This is a genomic window from Streptomyces sp. NBC_00223 (assembly GCF_036199905.1).
In the GTDB taxonomy this organism is placed as follows: Bacteria; Actinomycetota; Actinomycetes; order Streptomycetales; family Streptomycetaceae; genus Actinacidiphila.
In genome coordinates this window covers 6779560-6802091 of sequence record NZ_CP108109.1, presented here as the reverse complement: position 1 = coordinate 6802091, position 22532 = coordinate 6779560, and the positions used below count along the sequence as shown (strand labels likewise).

The following is a 22532-nucleotide window of genomic DNA, read 5'->3' as shown; positions in this document are numbered from 1 at the left end:
CGGCACGCGCCGTACACCGTCCCACCATCGCGGCGGCAAAAACTGCCCTCCGGGCAACGATCACCGGCCGCAAGCAGCAGCAGACGATGCAGGGACGCGGACAGTGCCCTCCGGGCAAAGGTTCCCGGCCCCCGGCGGAGCCCCTGCCGGAGGGCCGACGTACGCACCCATCCCCCGCCGCCGCGGCGGGACGCGAAACGGCGGATCTCGGCGGTGCCGTACTGCCCGCACGCCGGGTCCGGCACCACCGGTCCACGCCGTACGCCGTCCCACCATCGCGGCGGCAAAAACTGCCCTCCGGGCAACGATCACCGGCCGGAAGCAGCAGCAGACGATGCAGGGACGCGGACAGTTGCCCTTCGGGCAAAGGCTCCCGGCTCCCGGCGAAGCCCCTGCCGGAGGGCCGACGTACGCACCCATCTCCCGCCGCCGCGGCGGGACGCGAAACGGCGGATCTCGGCGGTGCCGTACTGCCCGCACGCCGGGTCCGGCACCACCGGTCCACGCCATACGCCGTCCCGGCGGCAAAGACTGCCCTCCGGGCACAGGTTCCCGGCTCCCGACAGAACCCCCGCCGGGGGCGGCACGCGCGCCCATCTCCCGCCGCCACGCCGGGACGCGGAACCGCACCCCAAGTCCGGCACCGCCGGCACGCGCCGTACGCCGTCCCGCCGTCGCGGCGGGAAAGACTGCGCTGCGGGCGACGGCCTCAGTCCCCCAGCCGGGAGGCGACCCGCGCGCTCGGCGTTCGGGGTGGCTTGACGCAGTCGGAGATCGGCGATTCAGCCCTTCGGCCCGCATCCCGGGGCAGATCCCCCTCGTTGGCAGATACGTGCACACCTTTGACGCCTCCGGCCGGGCCCCGTATCAGCGCGCCATCCCGTCCATGCGCAGCGCGCAGGACTCGGCGGCGGCCGGCGGCTCGGGCACGCCCATCTACGACGCGCTCTACTCCGAGTACCGAAGGCTCTTCCGCACGCTCCCCGGCGACCGCAGCGGCGAGGAGTCGTTGCAGTTCAAGGGGTTCACGTCCTGGCAGGCGCAGTATCCGCCGTTCTCCCCCGGCGGCAGGCACCGCGGTGACGAGGACGGCCCGGCGGCACTGCCACCGGGCCGTCCCGACAACCGGCCGCGCTGAGCGCCCCGGCCGTATCGGCTGCCCGCTACTTCTTGCGGCCGCGCTTCTCCCTGACCCGTACCGACACCTGGATCGGGGTCCCGGCGAAGCCGAACTCCTCGCGCAGCCGGCGCTCGACGAAGCGCCGGTAGCCCGCCTCCAGGAAGCCGGAGGCGAAGAGCACGAACCGCGGCGGCTTGGTGCCCGCCTGCGTCCCGAACAGGATGCGGGGCTGCTTGCCGCCGCGTACCGGGTGCGGGTGGCCGGCCACCAGCTCGCCCAGGAAGCCGTTGAGCCGCCCGGTGGGCACCCGGGTCTCCCAGCCCGCCAGCGCCGTCTCGATGGCCGGGACCAGCTTCTCCATGTGCCGGCCGGTGGAGGCCGAGACATTGACCCGGGGCGCCCACTGCACCTGGACAAGATCGCGTTCGATCTCACGCTCCAGGTAGTAGCGGCGCTCCTCGTCCATCAGGTCCCACTTGTTGTAGGCGATGACGACGGCCCGGCCCGCCTCGACGGCCATCGAGATGATCCGGGTGTCCTGCTCGGCCAGCGTCTCGCTCGCGTCGACCAGGATGACCGCTACCTCGGCCTTCTCCAGCGCCGCCGCCGTACGCAGGGACGCGTAGTAGTCGGCGCCCTCGGCCAGGTGGACCCGGCGCCTGATGCCCGCGGTGTCGATGAACTTCCAGGTGACGCCGCCCAGCTGGATCAGCTCGTCCACCGGGTCGCGGGTGGTGCCCGCGATCTCGTTGACGACCACCCGGTCCTCATTGGCGACCTTGTTGAGCAGGGACGACTTGCCGACGTTGGGGCGGCCGATCAGGGCGACCCGGCGCGGGCCGCCGATGGCGTCGCCGAACGTCATGGCGGGCGCCTCGGGCAGCGCCTCGATGACGGCGTCGAGCAGGTCGCCGGTGCCGCGGCCGTGCAGCGAGGAGACCGGGAAGGGCTCGCCCAGGCCGAGGTTCCACAGCGCGGCGGCGTCGGCCTCGCCGGAGGCCCCGTCGACCTTGTTGGCGGCCAGCACCACGGGCTTGCCCGCGCGGCGCAGCAGCTTCACGACGGCCTCGTCGGTGTCGGTGGCGCCGACCTTGGCGTCCACCACGAAGACCACGGCGTCGGCGGCGGCGATGGCGTACTCGGCCTGCATCGCCACCGAGGCGTCGATACCGAGGACGTCCTGCTCCCAGCCGCCGGTGTCGACGATCTTGAAGCGGCGACCGTTCCAGTTGGCCTCGTACGTGACCCGGTCGCGGGTGACGCCCGGCCGGTCCTCGACGACGGCCTCGCGGCGGCCGATGATCCGGTTCACCAGCGTCGACTTGCCGACATTGGGCCGGCCGACGACGGCGAGCACCGGCAGCGGTCCGTGGCCGGCTCCCGCGAGGTCGTCGGCCACCTCTTCGGGGTCGAAGCCCTCCTCGGCGGCGAGCTCCATGAACTCGGCGTATTCGGCGTCGCCGAGCGCGCCGATGTCGCCGTGCTCGTTTCCCTGGTCCATGAGGTCTCTCCGTCGATCAACAAGTGGTGGTCGCCGCCGCACCGGGTGCTGCGGCGACCGATGTGGTTCAGCGGCCGGTGATCCGCCGGGCGTCGGCCAGGTGCGCGGTCAGCCGCTCCTGGACGCGCCGCGTGGCGGCGTCCAGGGCGCTGCGGGTGCGCAGTCCGCTGCCGTCACCCGCGGCGAAGGGCTCGCCGTAGACGACGTCGATCCGGGCCCGCAGCGGCGGCAGCGCGGACACCAGCGCGCCCTTGCGGGCGCTGCCGAGCACCGCGACGGGCACGACCTGCGCGCCGGAGCGGACCGCGAAGTAGGCCAGGCCCGCGCGCAGTTCGGCGAAGTCGCCGTCACCGCGGGTGCCCTCGGGGAAGATGCCGAGCACACCGCCGCGCTCCAGCACACCGAGCGCGGAGGCGATCGCCGTACGGTCGGCGCTGTGGCGGTCGACCTCGACCTGGCCGATCGCGCGCAGAAACGGGTCCAGCGGGCCGACGAACGCCTCCTTCTTCACCAGGAAGTGCACCGGGCGCGGGGAGGTGCCGATGAGCATCGGGCCGTCGATGTTGTGGCTGTGGTTGCCCGCGAGGATCACGGGGCCGGCCGGGGGCACCCGCCAGGCGCCGAGCACGCGGGGGCGCCACAGGCCGTTCATCAGGCCGATGCCGATGCCGCGCGCGACGGCCGCTCCGCGCGCGCTGGGCACGGCGGCCTGCTGGGAGGTCACCGGATGGCCCGCTTCTCCTCGACCAGAGTCACGACGCACTCGATGACCTGATCGAGGGAGAGCTCGGTGGTGTCGACCTCGACGGCGTCCTCGGCCTTGGCCAGCGGGGACGTGGTACGGCCGGAGTCGGCCGCGTCACGCCTGACCAGGGCGGCCCGGGTGTCGGCGACACTCACCGCGCCCTTGAGCTCGCCGCTGCGGCGGGCGGCGCGGGCCTCGGCGGAGGCGGTGAGGAAGATCTTGACGGTCGCGGACGGCAGCACGGTGGTGCCGATGTCCCGGCCCTCGACGACGATGCCGGCCGGGGCGGCGGCGGCCACCGCGCGCTGCACCTCCACCAGTCGGGCCCGTACCTCGGGGACCGCGCTGACGGCGCTGACCGCGGCGGTGACCTCCTGGCTGCGGATCGGGCCCGCGGCGTCCAGGCCGTCCACGGTGATGGCGGGCGCGGCGGGGTCGGTGCCGGAGACGATCGCCGGCTTGCCCGCCTGGTCGGCCACGGCCACCGGGTCGTCGACGTCCACGCCGTTGTTCAGCATCCACCAGGTGATCGCCCGGTACTGCGCGCCGGTGTCCAGGTAGCTGAGCCCGAGCTTGGCGGCGACCGCCCTCGATGTGCTGGACTTGCCCGTGCCGGAGGGGCCGTCGATCGCGACGATCACCGGATTTGCCACAGCGGTTGGCCTTCCTCGTGCACGGAAGCGGGGTGGAGGCGGGCCGGCCGACGCCGGATGCCATCCCCCAAGGTTACCGGCCCCCGGCACCTCCCTCTGCCGCCCACCCGGCCGGAGGGCGCCCGAAGCGGGCGCGCGCTCCCGGCAGGGGCCGCTCACTGCCGCAGCGCCCAGCCCCTTTCGCGCAGGGCCGCGGCCATGGTGGGGGCGCTGCGCGGCTCGACCATGAGCTGGACCAGGCCCGCCTGCTGTGCGGTGGAGTGCTCGATACGGACGTCCTCGATGTTCACCCCGGCCGCGCCCGCGTCGGCGAAGAGCCGGGCCAGCTCGCCGGGCTGGTCGCCGATGAGGACGGCGACGGTCTCGTACGCCTTCGGTCCCGCGCCGTGCTTGCCGGGGACCTTCGCGCGGCCCGCGTAGCCCCGGCGCAGTATGTCGGCGACGGCCACCGTGCCCTCCCGCCGCTTGTCGTCGTCGGCGCTCTGGAGGGCGCGCAGGGCGGTGACGGTCTCGGCGAGGTCGGTGGCGATCTCCCCGAGCACGTCGGCGACCGGGCCGGGGTTGGCGGCAAGGATGTCCATCCACATGCCCGGTTCCGAACCGGCGATCCGGGTGACGTCGAGTATTCCCTGACCGCAGAGGCGTACGGCGCTGTCCTCGGCGTGCTGGAGCCGGGCGGCGACCATGCTGGAGATCAGCTGCGGGGTGTGCGAGACAAGGGCGACCGCGCGGTCGTGGGCCTCGGCGTCCATCACCACGGGGACCGCGCGGCACAGCGCGACCAGCTCCAGGGCGAGGTTGAGCACCTCGGTGTCGGTGGCCGCGGTGGGGGTGAGCACCCAGGGGCGGCCCTCGAAGAGGTCGGCGGTGCCGGCCAGCGGCCCCGAGCGCTCCCGGCCCGCCATGGGATGGGTGCCGATGTAGCGGCTGAGGTCGCAGCCGAGGGCTTCCAGGTCCCGGCGCGGGCCGCCCTTGACGCTGGCCACGTCCAGATAGCCGCGGCCCAGGTCCCGGTCCAGCGCGTCGGCGAGGGTCGTGGCCACATGGGCGGGCGGCACGGCGACGATCACCAGGTCGACCGTTTCCGTGGGCGGTGTGGCGACCCCCGCGCCGAGGGCGGCCGCGGTACGGGCGGTGGACTCGTCGTGGTCGCTGAGGTACACGTCGACGCCGCGGGCGGTCAGCGCGAGGGCGGCGGAGGTGCCCATCAGACCGGTGCCGATGACCAGGGCGGTTCTCACTGGGCGATGTCCTTGCGGAGTGCGGAGGCGGCGCCGAGGTACACATGGACGATCTCGGACTTGGGCAGGTCGCACTCGACGTGCGCCAGGACGCGGACGACCCGGGGCATGGCTCCTTCGATGTCCAGTTCCTGCGCGCAGACCAGTGGCACATCGGTGAGGCCGAGCTTGCGGGCGGCCACCGCCGGGAAGTCGCTGTGCAGATCGGGCGTGGCGGTGAACATCACACTGATCAGATCGTCCACGGTGAAGCGGTTGCGGCGCAGAAGGGCGGTGAGCAGCTCGGTGACCTGCTCCCGCATGTGTGCGGCTTCGTCCCGTTCCAGCTGGACGGCGCCGCGGACCGCTCGTACCGCCACGTCGGGGCTCCTTCGGGTGCGTACTGGCTGCCCGACCAGGGTAGCCAGGGGTGGGGCCCGGTGAGACGGGAGCCCGCAGTTCGAGACGGGGCATCCATGCGCCCCTTGCGCCCCCCGTCCACCATGATCCCCCGGTGAAGCAGGGGAAACTCCGGCGCCCGGCCGCCGTTTCTGGCCATAATCGCCACCATGCGCGAATCGCTGGGACCGGCACCGGGGCCTGGCCCGGGGCCCGGGCCGGCGGCCGCTCCCGGACATCTTCCGGGGCACGACCTGGTCAGGGAGCACACGGTGTACGCCTGTGTGATGGGCTCGCGCGCCTTCGGGCTGGCCACGGACGCCAGTGACATCGACCGGCGCGGGGTGTTCGTCGCGCCGACCCCGCTGTTCTGGCGGTTCGACAAGCCGCCGACGCATGTGACCGGGCCGCGGGACGAGGAGTTCTCCTGGGAGCTGGAGCGCTTCTGCCTGCTGGCGCTGCGGGCCAACCCGAATCTGCTGGAGTGCCTGCACTCGCCGCTGGTCGAGCGGGCGGACCCGACCGGGCGCGAACTGCTCGATCTGCGCGGCGCGTTCCTCTCCCGCCGGGTGGACGGCACCTTCCGCGGCTACGCGGCCCAGCAGGTGCACAAGCTGGAGGCGGACATCCGCAATCACGGCGAACCGCGCTGGAAGCACGCGATGCACACGCTGCGGCTGCTGATCAGCTGCCGCGACCTGCTGCGCACCGGCCGTCTCTCGATCGAGGTGGGCGACCAGCGCGAGCCGCTGCTCGCGGTCAGGCGCGGCGAGCGCACCTGGGCGGAGGTGCGGACCTGGATGCGCGCCCTGCACGAGGAGGCCGACGCGGCCGCCGACCGTACTCCGCTGCCCGCCGAGCCCGACCAGGCCCGGGTCGAGGACTTCCTGCACCGCGTCCGCCGCGCCTCGGCCGCGCCCGCGTAGGCCCGGTCTCGCCCGCGTAGGCCCGGTCTCACCGAGCGGGCCCCACGGACCGGACCGGTCGTACGGCGGCCGGGCCGGTCATACGGCGGCCTCCCGGGTGCGGACGACCAGGTCGTGCAGGGCGTCCTGCGCGGTGGGGAGCGGCGGCAGCGCCGAGCCGGCCCGCGCCTCGGTCAGGACGGAGTGCAGGGCCTCGATGTCCGTGCTCAGCCGGTCGGCGCCGAGATCGGGGGCCGGGCCGTGCTCCGCGTCGGCCTTGCGGGCGATCAGGTCGGGGACGTAGGGCGGGGCCGTGACCTCGCCGAGCAGCGTCGGCAGATGGGCCTGGAGTTCGCCGCTGCGCATCAGATGGATGCCGGTGAGCAGCGCCCGGAAGGTGTAGAGCAGCGGCTTGAGTTCCCCGGTCTTCCCGTACAGCCGCCACTGGGTGTCCGCGAAGCCGCGGTAGTGGTGGGCGTGCCCGGAGGTGAGCACGCCCGGCGCCAGGGCGGCGAGTTCGGCGTGCGTGTCGGTGGTGTGGACGACCAGCGGGGACAGCAGCTGTTCGAGGACGTAGCCGTTGCGCCGCAGCATCAGGCGGGCGAACTTCAGCAGATCGTGGGTGACCAGATCCAGTTCCAGACCGTCCCGCCGCCACATCCGGCTCTGGGTCTGCTCGCCCTCGTACAGCCCGATGACCTCGCGCAGCGGCAGCAGATGGGCGCCGCGCAGATCGACGTCGGAGTCCACGGACGGAAAACCGTACAGATGCGCGCCGGAGACGGTCACGAAGAGCAGCGGGTGGCCCCGGCCGAGCAAATCGGTGACGACCGGGACGAGGTCGGGGACACCGGCGCGGCGCAGGGGGTCGGCTTGGATGGTCATGGGGCCATCCAAGCCGGGGACCGCCCTGGCCGCGCGGGATTTACCGGCGGTCGGGCGCCTACAGTTCGACCTCGCGCATGAGCATGCCGACCTCGGTGTTGGTGAGGCGGCGCAGCCAGCCGGACTTCTGGTCGCCCAGCGGGATCGGACCGAAGTGGGTCCTGACCAGCTTGTCGACGGGGAAGCCCGCCTCCGCGAGCATCCGCCGCACGATGTGCTTGCGGCCCTCGTGCAGGGTGACCTCGACCATGTAGTTCTTGCCGGTGTTCTGCACGACACGGAAGTGGTCGGCGCGCGCCCAGCCGTCCTCCAGCTCGATGCCGCTCTTGAGCTGCTTGCCGAGGTCGCGCGGCAACGGGCCCTGGATCGCGGCCAGATACGTCTTCTTGACGCCGTACCGCGGATGTGTCAGCCGGTGGGCCAGCTCGCCGTGGTTGGTGAGCAGGATCAGGCCCTCGGTCTCGGTGTCCAGCCGCCCGACGTGGAAGAGCCGGGTCTCGCGGTTGGTGACGTAGTCGCCGAGACACTGACGGCCGTCGGGGTCCTCCATCGTGGAGACGACACCGGCGGGCTTGTTCAGCGCGAAGAACAGATACGACTGGGTGGCGACGGTCAGCCCGTCGACCTTCACCTCGTCCCGCTCGGTGTCGACCCGCAGGCCCTGCTCGGTGACGATCCGCCCGTTGACCTCGACCCGGTGCTGGTCGATCAGCTCCTCGCACGCCCTGCGCGAGCCCATACCGGCCCTGGCCAGCACCTTCTGCAGCCGCTCGCCCTCCTGCTCGGCGCCGGGGAAGGTCTTGGGCAGCTTCACCTGCGGCTTGCTGTGCCGCTCGCGGTTGCGCTCCTCGATCTGCGCCTCCAGCTCACGGGGGCGGGCCGGCACCGGCTTGCGGCCACGGTTGCCGGTCGGCCGGGGAGCCCCGGTGCCCTTGGTACGAGGCATGCCGCCGGGCTTGTTCGCACCGGACTGGCCGGTGGTGCCGACGTCGTAGCGGCGCTCCTCGGGACGCGGCTTGCTCGGGCGCTGCGGAGGAGCGTCCGCCCGCCGCTCCTGGCCGCCGCTGCCGCCGCGGCGGTCGGCGGGGCCGCCACGCCCGGCGGAGCCACCGCGCCCGTCGGAGCTCCCCCCGCGCCGGTCGGAGCCGCCGGCACCGCGCCGGTCCGAGCCCCCGCCCCGCCGGTCGGAGCCGCCGCCGTTGCCGCTCCGGGGGTTCCGGTTGCCGCCGCTGTTCCTGTCGCTGCTTCGCATCAAGTTTCCGTAGTCGAGGTGTCGTCCGGTGCGTCCGGGTCGAACGACGGTAGCCCTTCCTGGGACTCCGCCTCGACCGCGTCCGCCTCCGGCAGGAACGGGGCGAGCTCGGGCAGCTCGTCGAGGCTGCGCAGGCCCATACGTTCCAGGAAGTAGTTCGTCGTCCTGTACAGGATCGCACCTGTCTCGGGTTCCGTCCCACCTTCCTCGACCAGCCCCCGCTGGAGGAGGGTGCGCATCACGCCGTCGCAGTTCACCCCGCGCACCGCCGAGACCCGCGAACGGCTGACCGGCTGCCGGTACGCGACGACCGCCAGCGTCTCCAGCGCGGCCTGGGTGAGACGGGCGTGCTGGCCGTCGAGCACGAACCTCTCGACGGCGGGCGCGAAGGCGGGCCGGGTGTAGAAACGCCAGCCGCCCGCGACAAGCCGCAGGTCGAAGCCCCGGCCCTCGCGGGTGTAGTCGTCGGACAGCTCGCGCAGCGCCTTGCCGACCGCGCGGCGCGGCCGGTCGAGCACCTTGGCCAGATGCTCCTCGGTGGCGGGTTCGTCCACGACCATGAGGACGGCTTCCAGGGCCGGCTTGAGGTCGAGCCCGGCGATCTCGGCGGCGAGCAGGCCGGCCGGGGGCGGGTCGCCCGGGGTGGCGGCGGTCACATCGGCCACGTCGGTCATCGCTGCTCTCCATTCGGCGCCGGGGGGTCGGGCGCGGGGTACGGCGCCGGGTCGGCGGGCTCCTTCGCGGCGGGCGCGGGCCTGGTGGGCTTCGCCGCCGCCTCCTGGTCGAACTCGTCGGTCACCAGCGGCGCCGCCGACGGGTCGGCGGCGCCGGTCCACCGGACCTGGAGCGTACCGAGGGCTTCCTCCTGGTCGAGGGCCACCGCCTTCTCCCGGTACAGCTCCAGCAGGGCCAGAAAGCGCGCGACGACGGTGAGGGTGTCGGGGGCGTCCCGGGTCAGCTCCCCGAAGGTGGCCGCGCCCAGCTCGCGCAGCAGCGCGATCACATGCTCGCCCTGCTCACGGACGCTGACCAGCGGCGCGTGGATGTGGTCCACGTACACCTGCGGCTTCGGCCTGGGCTGCATCGCCTTGACCGCGAGCCGGGCGAACCGCTCGGGGCCGACGCTGAGCACGACCTCGGGCAGCAGTTCGGCGTGCTGCGGTTCCAGGCCGACGGTACGGGGCCAACGCAGCGCCTCGCCCTCCAGCCGCTCGGCGAAGATCGCGGCGATCCGCTTGTACGCGCGGTACTGGAGCAGCCGGGCGAAGAGCAGGTCCCTGGCCTCCAGGAGCGCGAGGTCGCCTTCGTCCTCGACCTCGGCGGAGGGCAGCAGCCGGGCGGCCTTGAGGTCGAGCAGGGTCGCGGCCACGACCAGGAACTCGGTGGTCTGGTCGAGGTCCCAGTCCGGGCCCATGGCGTGCAGATAGGCCATGAACTCATTGGTCACCTTGGACAGGGCGACCTCGGTGACGTCCAGCTTGTGCTTGGAGATCAGCTGGAGGAGGAGGTCGAAGGGGCCCTCGAAGTTCGCCAGCCGGACGGTGAAGCGGTTCCCGCCGTCGGCGGCCTCGGCGGACTTGACGCTCTCGGTGGGCTCTACGGGCTCGCCGTCCGCCGTGGGAGCCGCGGGCACGGGCGTCTCGGGGACCGCCGCCTCGTACGGCTCCGGTGCGGGCTCCGGCGCGGGCGTCTCGGGACCCACCGGCTCCGGCGCCACCGGCTCGTACGGCTCCGCGTCCGGCACCCCGCGCGGCAGCGCCCTCCCGCCCCGGCCCAGCGGGCGGCGGGGGCGGTCCGGGTCGGCGGGCGTGGTGGTGGGCATCGCGGTCCTGGGTGCGGGGATCAGGACGGCAGGCTACCTCGCCCGGGTCCGGGACCGGCGGACCCCGCACGGGAAGCGCCGCGGGTCAGCGTCCCCGCAGACGCCGTACGAGGATGCTCGCGTCGCCGCGCGACTCCAGGTCGGCCAGGACCACGGCGACGGCCTCGCGGACGATCCGGCCCCGGTCGATGGCCAGTCCGTGCTCGCCGCGGAGCACCAGCCGGGCGTGCTCCAGGTCCATCAGTTCCTCGGCGGAAACGTAGACGGTGATCTTCTCGTCGTGCCGCTCGCGCCCGCTGGGACGCCGGTTCTGCCTCGGGGCCTTGCGCCGGGAGCCGGGCTGGGCCTGCTGGGAGGGCTGCTGCGGCACCGCGGTGATCGGCGGCTGTGCCTTCTGCGGCTGCTGGTTCTGGTGGTTGGCGTTCACGGGCGGCATGGGCGGCACGGCCGGTACCGAGGACGGGGTGCCCCGCTCGGCGGTGAGCGCCCTGCGGGCCTGCGGGACGTCCCGGCCGCCGTGCTCGGCGCCGCCGTCGTCCTCCCGCTCGCCTGCGGGCCGCTCGTCGCCGGGGTGGTACGCGCCCTCGGTCTCCTGGCCCTCGCCGTCCCCGCCGCCGGGGACGGACCGCAGCCGCGGGTCGCCCTGCGCCTCGGCGCCGTTGTGCTGCCGCGGCTGCGGTGCCTGGAGCGAGGCCCCGCCGGTGGTCCGGAACAGCTCGTCGGCGCCCGGCAGACTCACTCGGCGTGGCACCGGGCGAGCACCTCCCTGGCGAGCTGGCGATACGCGGCCGCGCCGACGGAGTTGGAGGCGTAGGTGGTGATCGGCTCGCCGGCCACCGTGGTCTCGGGGAACCGTACGGTCCGGCCGATCACGGTGTGGAAGACATGGTCGTCGAACGCCTCGACCACGCGGGCGAGCACCTCGCGGCTGTGCACGGTGCGCGAGTCGTACATCGTGGCGAGGATGCCGTCGAGCTCCAGCTCCGGGTTGAGCCGCTCGCGGACCTTCTCGATGGTCTCGGTGAGCAGCGCGACACCGCGCAGCGCGAAGAACTCGCACTCCAGGGGCACGATCACCGAGTGCGCGGCGGTCAGCGCGTTCACGGTGAGCAGACCGAGGGAGGGCTGGCAGTCGATCACGATGTAGTCGTAGTCGGCCAGCAGCGGCTTGAGGGCGCGCTGGAGCGCGGACTCACGGGCCACCTCGCTGACCAACTGGACCTCGGCTGCCGACAAGTCGATATTGCTGGGCAGCAGATCCATGCCGGGCACGGCAGTCTTGAGCAGTACTTCGTCCGCCGCGAGACCGCGTTCCATCAGCAGGTTGTAGACCGTGATGTCGAGTTCCATCGGGTTGACCCCGAGGCCGACCGAGAGCGCGCCCTGCGGGTCGAAGTCGACAAGCAGCACCCGGCGTCCGTACTCGGCGAGCGCGGCACCCAGGTTGATGGTCGAGGTGGTCTTGCCGACCCCGCCCTTCTGGTTGCACATCGCGACGATCTTCGCCGGGCCGTGGTCGGTGAGGGGGTTCGGGATCGGGAAGTACGGCAGTGGGCGGCCGGTGGGTCCCACGCGCTCACGGCGCTGGCGGGCGGCGTCGGGGGCGAGCGTGGCCGCGTACTCCGGGTCCGGCTCGTACTCCGCGTCCGGGTCGTAGAACTGACCGTCCTGCAGGTCGATGTCGTCGTTGTAAGGCGTCATGGCGTAAGCAGGCTGGGTCGCTGAGAGCGTCTCGGGTCGGCGGGACTCGAAGGTGCGGACCGCGACGGAACCGACGGTCATTCCTGGTTGACCACCCCCGGGAGCAAATGTCGACTCATTCACAAGTCGTCTTACCTCCTTGGTGACCAGGAAACTTCTAGACAGGTCGGCGTGACTACAGCCGACGCTTCGCGACTCTATGGCGTGTCGGTGGTTCACAGCAACACAATCCGCCGGACACGGCACGATGTGTCGGCAATCGAACGCCCGCCTGTCAAGGGCGAAACCACGCGCACGGCCGGGTCTCGACTGACAAGACCCGGCCGTGCGTGCGGAGTTGGCACAAAGTGCCGAATCAGCCCAGCAGAGCGGCCAGTTCCGCGGTGTCCAGACCGTGCGCCTCGGCCACCGGGCCGTACACCACTTGGCCTTCATGGGTGTTGAGACCGAGGGCGAGCGCCGGGTCGCGCCGCAGCGCGTCCCGCCAGCCGCGGTTGGCCAGCTCGACGATGTACGGCAGCGTGGCGTTGGTCAGCGCGTACGTCGAGGTGTTGGGGACCGCGCCGGGCATATTGGCGACGCAGTAGAACACCGAGTCGTGCACGGTGAAGGTCGGTTCCGCGTGCGTGGTCGGACGGGAGTCCTCGAAGCAGCCGCCCTGGTCGATCGCGATGTCGACAAGTACGGAACCCTGCTTCATCCGCGACACCAGCTCGTTGCTGACCAGCTTGGGCGCCTTGGCGCCGGGGATCAGCACCGCGCCGATGACGAGGTCGGCGTCGAGCACGGCCTGTTCGAGCACATATGCGTTGGAGGCGACGGTCTGCACGCGGTTGCCGAACACCTTGTCGGCCTCGCGGAGTTTGTCGACATTCTTGTCGAGCAGGGTGACATGGAAGCCGAGACCGAGCGCGATGGTGGTGGCGTGCCAGCCGGAGACGCCGGCGCCGATCACCACGGCCTTGCCGGAGACCACGCCGGGCACGCCGCCGGGCAGCACGCCGCGGCCGCCCGCCGAGCGCATCAGGTGGTAGGCACCGACCTGCGGGGCGAGCCGGCCGGCCACCTCGGACATCGGGGCGAGCAGCGGCAGCTGGCGGCCCGCGGTCTCGACCGTCTCGTAGGCGATCGCGGTGGTGCCGGACTCCAGCAGCGCGTCGGTGCACGCGCGGGAGGCGGCGAGGTGGAGGTAGGTGAAGAGGGTCTGGTCCTTGCGGAGGCGGTGGTACTCCTCCGCGACCGGCTCCTTGACCTTCAGCAGCAGATCGGCGGCGGTCCACACCTCGTCGGCGGTGGCGAGGATGCCCGCGCCCGCCGCGATGTACTCCTCGTCGGGGATGGACGAGCCGGCGCCCGCGCCTTCCTCGACGACGACCTGGTGACCGTTGCGGACGAGCTCGTGCACGCCGGCCGGGGTGATGGCCACGCGGAACTCGTTGTTCTTGACTTCGCGGGGGATGCCCACCTTCACGTGGATCACTGTCCTTGCACTCAGGGACGACAGGAAGGGTAAAACGGCGAATTCGGGAACACCGAAGTCAGTCCCGACATGCTGCCTGTTGGCACGACACATCCGGACCTGTCCGCGTTGTGCGCGGCGGGAACAGTTTAGTGAAGGAAGAGCCGCTGTCCAGCCTTACAAAGTGGCAGGTTTTTCACAGACCATTGGCTGTTTCGTAGGCTGTGCGGCGCCGGGAGGGTGAAAAGGGCGAGGTCGGCAGGTCAGCGGGCGGCCGCGGGCGAGGCGCGCGGGGGCAGCGGGCCCCGCAGACGGGGCTCGCGCGGGCTCAGAGGTCGGGGAACTCGCCGGGGCGGAAGAGCCGCCGGGCCGCCGCGCGCTGGAGCCGGGCGCCGCCCTGGTCACCGAGCCGTTCCAGGGTGTCGGCGAGCCGCAGCAGCACCGCCGCCTCAAGGCGGCGTTCACCGGCCTGCCGGGCCCAGTAGAGCGCGTCACGGCAGCTCCGCAGCGCGTCCTCGGGGTGGCCCGCGTACTCCTGGACCCTGGCCGCCTCGGTCAGCGCGCGGGCCTGCGAGGCGAGGTCGCCCAGCCGCCGGTGGACCCGCGCGGCCGACCGCCACTCCCGCAGTGCGGGCCCGTAACGGCCGAGGTAGGTCAGGACCGAGCCGATCCTGGCGTGCAGCCTGGCCTGCTGGACGAACTCCCCGCGGGCCTGCCGCAGGGCCAGCGCGCGGCCGAACCAGTCGGAGGCGCGGGCCAGGTCCCGCCGCTCCTGGTACGTGCTGCCGAGCGCCTCCATGATCCGGCCCTCGGCCTCGGTGTCGTCGCACACCCTGGCCGCGTCCAGGGCCCGGCGGTACGTCTCGATCGCCTGGTCGCCGCGGCCGGCCTCCGCGTCCAGGTCGGCGAGGTTGATCAGGGCCGCGGCCTTCTCCCGGTGCAGCCCGCGGCGCTCGGCGACGCCGAGTACGAGGCGGTGGAGTTCATAGCGCTCGGCGGCCATCGTGCCGCCGCCGGGGAAGGCGACCAGGGCCCGGACGAGCGCGGCGATCAGCCGCCGGGCCAGGGTGTCGAGTTCGCCGTCCGCCACGGCGGCCCGGGCGGCGGCCTTGAGCGCGGGCAGCCGGGAGCGCAGCCAGTCGGCCGCCGCCGGGGAGGACGCGAAGCGCAGGGCTCGCGGCAGCCCGTCGCCGGGGGTCTCCTCCCCCTCCAGCGCGGCACGGCACGCCTCCAGCAGCCGTACGGTCCGCTCCAGCATCCGGGCCCGCGCGAGGCGTACGTCCTCGGGCCGGTCGGTGCTCTCCACCAGCCCGCGCAGCAGCGGTTCCAGGCAGCCGGGGACCTGGTAGCACTCCTCCGGGCCGCCGGAGAGCAGCGCGTTGCCCACGAAGTCGTCGAGTGTGCTCTGCGCGGCCGCCACCGAGCACCCGGCGAGCGCGGAGGCGACCTGGGCGTCCACCGCTCCGGCCGGGGCGAGCACCAGCAGCCGCAGCATCCGCGCGGCGGTGGCCGGCAGGTCCTCGTAGACGACCCGGAAGGCGCGGGTCAGCTCGGCGGGGGCGCTGGCGCGGGGCGTGTCGGAGGCCGCGGCCTTGTCGGCGGAGGGCTTGTCCGTGGCTACGGCCGACCGCTTGCCGGAGGCCGGCGGCTTGTCGCCGGCAGCGGCCGGTGCGCGCTCGGGCGGCCGGACGAACGGGGTGGCCGGGGTGGCGCGCAGCCGGGCGGCCGCGTCGGAGACCGACAGCCGGGGCTGGGCGGCCAGCCAGGCGGCGACCAGCCGCAGCGCGGTGGGGTGGCCGGCGATCTCCTGGACAAGGCTCTCGGCGGCGCGCGGGTCGTTGGTGACGCGGGTGTCGCCGATGGTGTGGGCGAGCAGTTCCAGGGCCGCGGGGGTGTCCAGCCCGCCGAGGGTGCACGGTCGGACGTCGGGGACGCCGGGCAGCGGACCGTCCGAGGTGGCCACGACGAGGCTGCCGGGCGCCTCCGGCAGCAGCCGGGCGAGCTGGTCGGAGTGGCGTACGTCGTCCAGCACGAGCAGCAGCCGCCGCCCGGCGGTGGCCGCGCGCAGGGCCTCGACGGCGTCGGTCCCGACCGCCTTGGCGTCCAGGGCCCGCAGCAGGGTGCGCGCGGCGCGGCGGACCGGTACGGGGTCCCCGCCGGGGGCGGTCAGCCGTACGAAGAAGTGCCCGTCGGGGTACGCGTCGCCGACCTCCCGGGCCAGCCGCAGGGCCACGGCGGTCCGGCCGACGCCGGGGCGTCCGACGACGAGCAGCACCCGGGCGCGCGCGGCCCCGGCCTTGCCCGCCGCGCCGAGCCCGGGCCGCTCGATCTCGCCCCGCAGCTCGCCCAGCTCACGTTCCCGCCCGGCGAAGAACCCGCCCCCGGCGGGCATCGTCCCGACGCGCCCGCCGCCGCCTCCCGCGGCGGACGGGCGCCCGGCAGCGGCGGGTGCGTCGGGACGGGCGGGCGGGGCGCCGCGGCTCGGCCCGGCGGACCGGGGTCCGGCAGGAACAGGCCCGGCGGGTACGGAAGCGGCGCCGGCGGACGTGACGGGAGCGGCCTCGGCCGGCGTGGCGCTCACGGCCGCCGAGGGCGCGGCCTCGGCCTCGGCCGGCCCGGCGGACGGCGCCGGCGGCGGGTTGAGCGCCTGGTCCGTCACGGGGCACGCTCCCGGCTGGTGAGGTGGTCGTCGCGTGCGCCGAGCCTAGTTCACAGCAGGCACACATCCCCAGGGTCCGACGCGGCCGGGGACCTCAATGATCACCCCATCGGATCATCCCGCCGCCCACGGCCCCCTGACCGCAGCCACCACAGCGGCCGTACCCCCCGTACCCCCGCGAAGCGAACCTCCCTACACGGTGAACGGCCTCGCGGGCCACGGCGCCTCCGCCGGCCGCAGCGCGTCCAGCCCGTCCCCGGCCAGCGCGGCCGAGAGCGCGAGCACCCCGAGGACCAGGCAGCTGTTGTGCAGCTCGCCCGCCAGGATGCCCGCGACCAGCTCGGGCAGCGGGACCCGGGCGTACTCCATGTCGGCCTCCTCCTCGGAGACCGCGAAGCGCTCGCCGTCCGCGTCGGAGACGTTCCGCGCGAGGAAGATCCGTACCGCCTCGTCGGAGCCGCCGGGCGTGGTGAAGACGTCGGTCAGCACCCGCCAGTCCTCGGCCTTGACGTGCGCCTCCTCGTACAGCTCGCGCTGGGCGGCGTGCAGCGGGTTCTCGCCGGGGATGTCGAGCAGGCCCGCCGGGATCTCCCAGAGCCTGTGCCGCACCGGGTGCCGGTACTGCTTGAGGACCAGCACCCGGTGGTCGTCGTCCAGGGCGAGCACGGCCACCGAGCCGGGGTGGACCTGGTAGTCGCGGGTGACGGTGCTGCCGTCCGGCATGACCACCGCGTCCGTGCGGACGGCGGTCTTCTTGCCGGTGAACGGGGTGGAGCTGGCCGTGACCTGCCACTCCTGCGGGGTGTCCTTGAGCATGCTGCGCCCTCCGGGTGCGAGTCCTGTGCCGGTCCCGGGTCCGGCCGAGGGCCCGGGTCGGTGATCCGTCTCCGTGATCATCCCCGTTTCGCGGCCACCGCGGCCTTCACCAGTCCGGCGAAGAGCGGGTGCGGCCGGGTCGGGCGGGATTTCAGCTCGGGGTGCGCCTGGGTCGCGACCAGGTACGGGTGCACATCGCGCGGGTACTCGACGTACTCCACGAGCTTGTTGTCGGGCGAGGTGCCCGAGAAGACCAGCCCGGCCTTCTTCTCCAGCTCGGCCCGGTAGGCGTTGTTGACCTCGTAGCGGTGCCGGTGGCGCTCCTCGACGTACGGCTGGTCGCCGTAGACCTCGCGGACGATCGAGCCCTCGGCGAGCTTGGCCGGGTAGGTGCCCAGCCGCATGGTGCCGCCGAGGTCGCCCTTGCCGTCCACGATGTCGAGCTGCTCGGCCATGGTGGAGATGACCGGGTGGGCGGTGGCGGGGTCGAACTCGGTGGAGTTGGCGTCGGCGATCCCGGCCAGGTTGCGGGCGGCCTCGATGACGACGCACTGCAGGCCGAGGCAGAGCCCGAGCAGGGGCACGCGGTGCTCACGGGCGAAGGTGATCGCGGCGACCTTGCCCTCGACCCCGCGGTCGCCGAAGCCGCCGGGCACGCAGATGGCGTCGACGTCGGCGAGGTGGGCCGCGGCGCCGGCCGCGGTCTTGCAGTCGTCGGAGGTGACCCACTTCACATGGACCTTGGCGTTGTTGGCGAAGCCACCGGCCCGCAGCGCCTCGGTCACCGACAGATAGGCGTCGGGCAGGTCGATGTACTTGCCGACCAGCGCGACCGTCACCTCGTGCTCGGGTTCGTGGACGCGCTTGAGCAGGTCGTCCCACTGCGCCCACTCGACATCGCGGAACGGCAGGTCGAGCCGCCGGACCACATACGCGTCCAGGCCCTCGGTGTGCAGCACCTTGGGGATGTCGTAGATCGAGGGCGCGTCGATCGCGGCGACCACCGCGTCCTCGTCGACGTCGCACATCAGCGAGATCTTGCGCTTGATCGCGATCGGCACCGGGCGGTCGGCGCGCAGCACGATCGCGTCCGGCTGGATGCCGATGTTGCGCAGCGCGGCCACCGAGTGCTGGGTGGGCTTGGTCTTGAGCTCGCCGGAGGGGCCGATGTAGGGCAGCAGCGAGATGTGGACGACGAAGACGTTGTCCCGGCCGACCTCGTGCCGCACCTGGCGTACGGACTCCAGGAAGGGCAGCGACTCGATGTCGCCGACGGTGCCGCCGACCTCGGTGATGACGACGTCCACGTCGTCGGTGGCCATCCGGCGGATACGCGACTTGATCTCGTTGGTGATGTGCGGGATGACCTGCACGGTGTCGCCGAGGTATTCGCCGCGGCGCTCCTTGGCGATCACCGAGGAGTAGATCTGGCCGGTGGTGACGTTCGCGGAACCGGCGAGGTTCACGTCGAGGAAGCGCTCGTAGTGCCCGATGTCCAGGTCGGTCTCGGCGCCGTCGTCAGTGACGAACACCTCACCGTGCTGGAACGGGTTCATGGTGCCCGGGTCGACGTTCAGATACGGGTCGAGCTTCTGCATGGTGACGCGCAGACCGCGCGCCTTGAGCAGTGCACCGAGGCTGGAGGCGGTGAGCCCCTTGCCGAGCGAGGAGGCCACGCCACCGGTGACGAAGATGTGCTTGGTCGTCGTGGATTTCGGCCCAATTGCCAAGAGGGGGCTCCCGTGGTCGCGAGGTGAGGGTCGGGACGGCGTTCGTTCTGGGAGCGCCGTCGCGGCGGTTCAGTGGTTCGGCCCACCGGCCCACGGGCTACCAGGGTAACAGCGACAGCGGCCCCCACCAGCAGGTGGCACAGCCCGCGGCCGGGTCCGTGATCGACTTTGTGGGTCCACGAGCGACGGCGTGGCGGCTGTGTGAAGACTTCGTGTCGGCACCGCGTGGCACTCGGGGGGACAAAGTGCGCGTTACGCTCGGACGCAGGCCGGAAGACCGCGTGTGCAAGCGCTTTCGGATCCTCTGCCGGTGAGGTGGCAGGGGTCCGGCCCACCGGCTCGGCGAAGATCGCCGAGAGACGCACACCGCCCTCTCCGAGGACGTATTCTGCTCGAACGCATTGCGCGAGCCGACCGGCACCGGCACCATCCCCGCCCTTCTCCGGATCATGAGCTCGTCCAAAGATCCAGATTTTCATCCCCCCAAAACCGCAAGGTTTCCCCCATACCGCAAGACCGTCCCAAGCGGGGGCGGCGCCGTGTTCGACTGGAGTTGCACGTGGCCGGGCGTATCGAGGACTACGCACTCATCGGTGATATGCAGACCGCCGCACTGGTCTGCAGGGACGGCACGGTGGACTGGCTCTGCCTGCCGCGCTTCGACTCACCGGCGGTGTTCGCCGGACTGCTCGGCACCGACGAGCACGGGTTCTGGCGGATCGGCCCGGCGTATGCCGAGGGCACCGAGCCGCCGACCGCGACCCGCCGCCGTTACCGCGGCGAGTCGCTGGTGCTGGAGTCGGAGTGGGACACCCGTACGGGCACCGTACGGGTGATCGATCTCATGCCGCCGCGTGACGGAGCACCCCAGGTGATCCGGATCGTGGAGGGCGTCAGCGGCCGTGTGCCGATGCGCTCGGCACTGAGGATGCGATTCTCCTACGGGCAGATCACCCCGTGGGTGCACAAGATCGGCGACCGTACGGTCGCGGTGGCCGGGCCGGACTCGGTGTGGCTGGACACGGAGGTGGACACCTTCGGTGAGGACCTGACCACGTACTCCGACTTCACCGTCGCGCCCGGGGACCGGTTCGCCTTCACCATCAGCTGGGAGCCCTCCCACAAGCCGCAGCCCGCGCTGGCCGACCCGGAGGGGTCGCTGACCGCCACCGAGGACTTCTGGCGCGAGTGGGTCGAGCAGTGTACGTACACCGGCCCCTACCGGGAGGCCGTGGTCCGCTCGCTGATCACGCTCAAGGCCCTGACCTACGGGCCGACCGGCGGGATCGTGGCCGCGCCCACCACCTCGCTGCCCGAGGACATCGGCGGGGTGCGCAACTGGGACTACCGCTTCACCTGGCTGCGGGACGCGGCGATCACCCTGTCCTCGCTGCTGCGCACCGGCTACCGCGACGAGGCCCGCGCCTGGCGCGAGTGGCTGCTGCGCGCGGTGGCAGGCGACCCGGAGAATCTCCAGATCATGTACGGCATCGCGGGCGAACGCGAGCTGGGCGAGAACGAGCTGCACTGGCTGCCCGGCTACGAGGGCTCCACCCCGGTCCGGATCGGCAACGGCGCCGCCCATCAGCTCCAGCTCGACGTCTACGGCGAGGTCACCGAGGCGCTGCACCTGGGCCATATGACCGGCCTGGCCCGCAACGACAACGCCAGCGCGCTCCAGCTCAAGCTGATCCGCTACCTGGAGAAGCACTGGAACGAGCCGGACGAGGGCATCTGGGAGGTCCGCGGCCCGCGCCGGCACTTCGTGCACTCCAAGGTGATGGCCTGGGTCGCGGTGGACCGTACCGTCAAGCTCATAGAGTCCGGCGAGGTCGAGGGCCCGCTGGACCGCTTCAGGGAGCTGCGCGACGAGATCCACTACGACGTGTGCGAGAAGGGCTACGACCGGCAGCGCAACACCTTCACGCAGTCCTACGGCTCGCGTGAGCTGGACGCCTCCTTGCTGCTCATCCCCCAGATGGGCTTCCTGCCGCCCGACGACAAACGGGTGATCGGTACCATTGAGGCGATCCAGCGCGAGCTGTCCACCGAGGACGGCTTTGTGATGCGCTACCCCACCTCCAACGTCGACGAGAATCTCGACGGGCTGCCCGGTGACGAAGGGGCCTTCCTGGCCTGCTCGTTCTGGCTCGCGGACGACCTGGCGATGATCGGCCGGGTCGACGAGGCCCGCCGGCTCTTCGAGAAGCTGCTCGCGCTGCGCAACGACCTCGGGCTGCTCGCGGAGGAGTGGGACCCGCGCCGCCAGCGCCAAGTGGGCAACTTCCCCCAGGCGTTCAGCCATGTGCCGCTGATCGACACCGCGCTGCGGCTCACCGCGTGCGGCGCCTTCCCGACGTAACACCCGTCGGCCCGGGGCGGTTTGGGCTTCAGCCCCGGGTCAACTCGTCGTAGACGCTGAGCACCTGGGCCACCGTGTCGTCCTCGGTGGGCCAGGTCGCGGCCTGGGCCCGGCCCACGATGGCCAGCGCGGTACGGCGGACCGGGTCGGCGAGCAGGCCGGTGACCGCGCGGGCCAGCGCGCCCGCGTCGCCGTACGGCACCAGGAGGGCGGCGTCGCCGACGAGTTCGGGGGTGCCGCCGACCGCCGTGGCGACCAGCGGGACTCCGGCGTGCAGGGCCTCCTGGGCGATCAGCGAACGGGCCTCCCAGCGGCTGGGCAGCACCACCAGGTCGGCGGCGGACAGCAGTTCGGGCACGTCGTCACGGCGGCCGAGCAGGGTCACGGGCAGCCGCTCGGTCGCGATTCGCCGTTCCAGCGCGGCCCGTTGGGGGCCCTCCCCCGCGATGGCGACCAGCGGCCGGGGTTCGCGGGTCGCCCAGCGCCCGGCCGCGTCGAGCAGCACGTCGTATCCCTGGTGCGGCTCCAGCCGGCCGACCGCGAGCAGCAACGGGCGTTCGGCCGCGCCGAGTTCGGCCCTGATCCGCTGCTTCTGACGCTCCCCGTCGGCGGGCGGCCGCGGCGGGCGGGCCGTCGGGCGCGGTACGGCGGCCGGTGCCAGCCGTACGTCGGCGGCGCCGTAACCCCGGGCCCGGTCCACCAGGTCGGAGGAGACGCCGAGTACGACCCCGGCGCGGCGGACCGCCCCGCGCTCCAGCCAGCGCAGCGCCAGGCCGCGGCCGCCCTCGGCGGGGATGTCGCTGCCGTGCCAGGTGACCACGAGCGGGGTACGGCGGCCGCCGAGCGCGACCGAGGCCAGCAGGCCCGCGCGCAGGCCGTGCGCGTGGACCACGCTCGCGTGGGTGAACACCGTGCGCAGCGCGGCGATCGCGGGGGCGTCGGCGGCGGCGTACCGGCCGAGCTCCACGGGGGTGAACCCGGCCCCGGCGGCGCTGAACCCGTACACCGCCTCGACCGCGGCGGGGGCGCAGACGGTGACCTCGACCCCGCGGGCCACCAGGCCGCCGGCCAGCGAGCGGACATGCGCGCCCGCCGCCGTGCTCAGTACGTGCACGGCGTGCAGCTGCCCCTGGACGGGGTGGGAGGTGCTGCTCACGCGGGGTCCTGCTCCTGACTCGGCGACGGTCGGGTATCTGCTCGGCGGGACGGCCGGCGGCTGCTGCTGTTCGACTCGTCCAGGATGCCAGGCCCGGCGCCGGACACCACGGTCGAGGGCGACGCCGTGCCCGCCCGCCCCGACCAG

Annotated in this window: 19 protein-coding genes; 3 read left to right on the top strand and 16 right to left on the bottom strand. The window is 72.9% G+C overall.

Annotated elements, in window-relative coordinates:
- The first annotated feature begins 886 nt into the window (after nucleotides 1–886).
- A complete protein-coding gene (locus OHA30_RS29040; protein WP_328916830.1) occupies nucleotides 887–1138 on the top strand; it encodes a hypothetical protein in 252 nt (83 codons plus the stop codon).
- Nucleotides 1139–1163: 25 nt separating this feature from the next.
- Here the strand turns inward: OHA30_RS29040 and der are convergent, their stop codons facing one another.
- The 5 genes from der to aroH form a co-directional block, all read right to left on the bottom strand.
- A complete protein-coding gene (der, locus tag OHA30_RS29035; RefSeq protein WP_328916829.1) occupies nucleotides 1164–2621 on the bottom strand; it encodes a ribosome biogenesis GTPase Der in 1458 nt (485 codons plus the stop codon).
- Nucleotides 2622–2688: 67 nt separating this feature from the next.
- Nucleotides 2689–3273 (bottom strand): lysophospholipid acyltransferase family protein, encoded by a 585-nt coding sequence (locus OHA30_RS29030; RefSeq protein WP_328918041.1) that lies wholly within the window; start codon nucleotides 3271–3273, stop codon nucleotides 2689–2691.
- Between the two features lie 68 nt (nucleotides 3274–3341).
- On the bottom strand, nucleotides 3342–4019 hold the full coding sequence (gene cmk / locus OHA30_RS29025) for a (d)CMP kinase (protein ID WP_328916828.1): 678 nt from the start codon (nucleotides 4017–4019) through the stop codon (nucleotides 3342–3344).
- 155 nt (nucleotides 4020–4174) lie between these two features.
- Entirely contained in the window at nucleotides 4175–5260 is a 1086-nt protein-coding gene (locus tag OHA30_RS29020) for a prephenate dehydrogenase (RefSeq protein WP_328916827.1), read from the bottom strand.
- Nucleotides 5257–5619 carry a chorismate mutase gene (gene aroH, locus OHA30_RS29015; protein ID WP_328916826.1) on the bottom strand — a complete coding sequence of 121 codons (363 nt, stop codon included), beginning with the start codon at nucleotides 5617–5619 and terminating at the stop codon, nucleotides 5257–5259. The genes OHA30_RS29020 and aroH overlap by 4 nt, the downstream gene beginning before the upstream one ends.
- A 189-nt stretch (nucleotides 5620–5808) precedes the next feature.
- On the opposite strand from aroH, the gene OHA30_RS29010 reads away from it, so the two are divergent.
- On the top strand, nucleotides 5809–6564 hold the full coding sequence (locus OHA30_RS29010; RefSeq protein ID WP_328916825.1) for a nucleotidyltransferase domain-containing protein: 756 nt from the start codon (nucleotides 5809–5811) through the stop codon (nucleotides 6562–6564).
- A gap of 78 nt (nucleotides 6565–6642) precedes the next feature.
- On the opposite strand, the gene OHA30_RS29005 is transcribed toward OHA30_RS29010, so the two are convergent.
- The 10 genes from OHA30_RS29005 to OHA30_RS28960 all read right to left on the bottom strand — a co-directional run bounded on the left by OHA30_RS29005 (nucleotide 6643) and on the right by OHA30_RS28960 (nucleotide 18867).
- A complete protein-coding gene (locus tag OHA30_RS29005; RefSeq protein WP_328916824.1) occupies nucleotides 6643–7428 on the bottom strand; it encodes a nucleotidyltransferase domain-containing protein in 786 nt (261 codons plus the stop codon).
- Between the two features lie 58 nt (nucleotides 7429–7486).
- Complete coding sequence (locus OHA30_RS29000; protein ID WP_328916823.1) at nucleotides 7487–8680, bottom strand: pseudouridine synthase; 1194 nt, start codon at nucleotides 8678–8680, stop codon at nucleotides 7487–7489.
- Complete coding sequence (gene scpB / locus OHA30_RS28995) at nucleotides 8680–9354, bottom strand: SMC-Scp complex subunit ScpB (protein ID WP_328916822.1); 675 nt, start codon at nucleotides 9352–9354, stop codon at nucleotides 8680–8682. Before scpB ends, OHA30_RS29000 begins: the two co-directional genes overlap by 1 nt.
- Nucleotides 9351–10502 (bottom strand): segregation and condensation protein A, encoded by a 1152-nt coding sequence (locus OHA30_RS28990; protein ID WP_328916821.1) that lies wholly within the window; start codon nucleotides 10500–10502, stop codon nucleotides 9351–9353. Before OHA30_RS28990 ends, scpB begins: the two co-directional genes overlap by 4 nt.
- An 85-nt stretch (nucleotides 10503–10587) precedes the next feature.
- Nucleotides 10588–11253: a hypothetical protein gene (locus OHA30_RS28985; protein WP_328916820.1), complete on the bottom strand. Its 666-nt coding sequence runs from the start codon at nucleotides 11251–11253 to the stop codon at nucleotides 10588–10590.
- Nucleotides 11238–12284: a ParA family protein gene (locus tag OHA30_RS28980; RefSeq protein WP_405785087.1), complete on the bottom strand. Its 1047-nt coding sequence runs from the start codon at nucleotides 12282–12284 to the stop codon at nucleotides 11238–11240. The genes OHA30_RS28985 and OHA30_RS28980 overlap by 16 nt, the downstream gene beginning before the upstream one ends.
- Nucleotides 12285–12558: 274 nt before the next feature.
- Nucleotides 12559–13674 carry an alanine dehydrogenase gene (ald, locus tag OHA30_RS28975; RefSeq protein WP_328916819.1) on the bottom strand — a complete coding sequence of 372 codons (1116 nt, stop codon included), beginning with the start codon at nucleotides 13672–13674 and terminating at the stop codon, nucleotides 12559–12561.
- Between the two features lie 316 nt (nucleotides 13675–13990).
- A complete protein-coding gene (locus tag OHA30_RS28970) occupies nucleotides 13991–16321 on the bottom strand; it encodes a tetratricopeptide repeat protein (RefSeq protein WP_405785089.1) in 2331 nt (776 codons plus the stop codon).
- Between the two features lie 192 nt (nucleotides 16322–16513).
- Entirely contained in the window at nucleotides 16514–17137 is a 624-nt protein-coding gene (locus OHA30_RS28965) for an NUDIX hydrolase (protein WP_328916818.1), read from the bottom strand.
- A gap of 77 nt (nucleotides 17138–17214) precedes the next feature.
- Nucleotides 17215–18867, bottom strand: a complete 1653-nt coding sequence (locus tag OHA30_RS28960; RefSeq protein ID WP_328916817.1) for a CTP synthase — start codon at nucleotides 18865–18867, stop codon at nucleotides 17215–17217.
- A 547-nt stretch (nucleotides 18868–19414) separates the two neighbouring features.
- Between OHA30_RS28960 and OHA30_RS28955 the strand changes: the two genes are divergently transcribed.
- Nucleotides 19415–21229 carry a glycoside hydrolase family 15 protein gene (locus OHA30_RS28955; protein WP_328918038.1) on the top strand — a complete coding sequence of 605 codons (1815 nt, stop codon included), beginning with the start codon at nucleotides 19415–19417 and terminating at the stop codon, nucleotides 21227–21229.
- 28 nt (nucleotides 21230–21257) lie between these two features.
- On the opposite strand, the gene OHA30_RS28950 is transcribed toward OHA30_RS28955, so the two are convergent.
- Nucleotides 21258–22385 (bottom strand): glycosyltransferase family 4 protein, encoded by a 1128-nt coding sequence (locus OHA30_RS28950; protein ID WP_328916816.1) that lies wholly within the window; start codon nucleotides 22383–22385, stop codon nucleotides 21258–21260.
- Between the last annotated feature and the right edge of the window lie 147 nt (nucleotides 22386–22532).

Coding starts and splice junctions, on each gene's coding strand:
- OHA30_RS28965 (WP_328916818.1), bottom strand. CDS start 17,137: ATGCTCAAGGACACCCCGCAGGAGTGGCAGGTCACGGCCAGCTCCACC.
- OHA30_RS29040 (WP_328916830.1), top strand. CDS start 887: ATGCGCAGCGCGCAGGACTCGGCGGCGGCCGGCGGCTCGGGCACGCCC.
- OHA30_RS29000 (WP_328916823.1), bottom strand. CDS start 8,680: ATGCGAAGCAGCGACAGGAACAGCGGCGGCAACCGGAACCCCCGGAGC.
- der (WP_328916829.1), bottom strand. CDS start 2,621: ATGGACCAGGGAAACGAGCACGGCGACATCGGCGCGCTCGGCGACGCC.
- scpB (WP_328916822.1), bottom strand. CDS start 9,354: ATGACCGACGTGGCCGATGTGACCGCCGCCACCCCGGGCGACCCGCCC.
- OHA30_RS28990 (WP_328916821.1), bottom strand. CDS start 10,502: ATGCCCACCACCACGCCCGCCGACCCGGACCGCCCCCGCCGCCCGCTG.
- OHA30_RS28980 (WP_405785087.1), bottom strand. CDS start 12,284: ATGACCGTCGGTTCCGTCGCGGTCCGCACCTTCGAGTCCCGCCGACCC.
- OHA30_RS29005 (WP_328916824.1), bottom strand. CDS start 7,428: ATGACCATCCAAGCCGACCCCCTGCGCCGCGCCGGTGTCCCCGACCTC.
- OHA30_RS29010 (WP_328916825.1), top strand. CDS start 5,809: ATGCGCGAATCGCTGGGACCGGCACCGGGGCCTGGCCCGGGGCCCGGG.
- OHA30_RS29030 (WP_328918041.1), bottom strand. CDS start 3,273: ATGAACGGCCTGTGGCGCCCCCGCGTGCTCGGCGCCTGGCGGGTGCCC.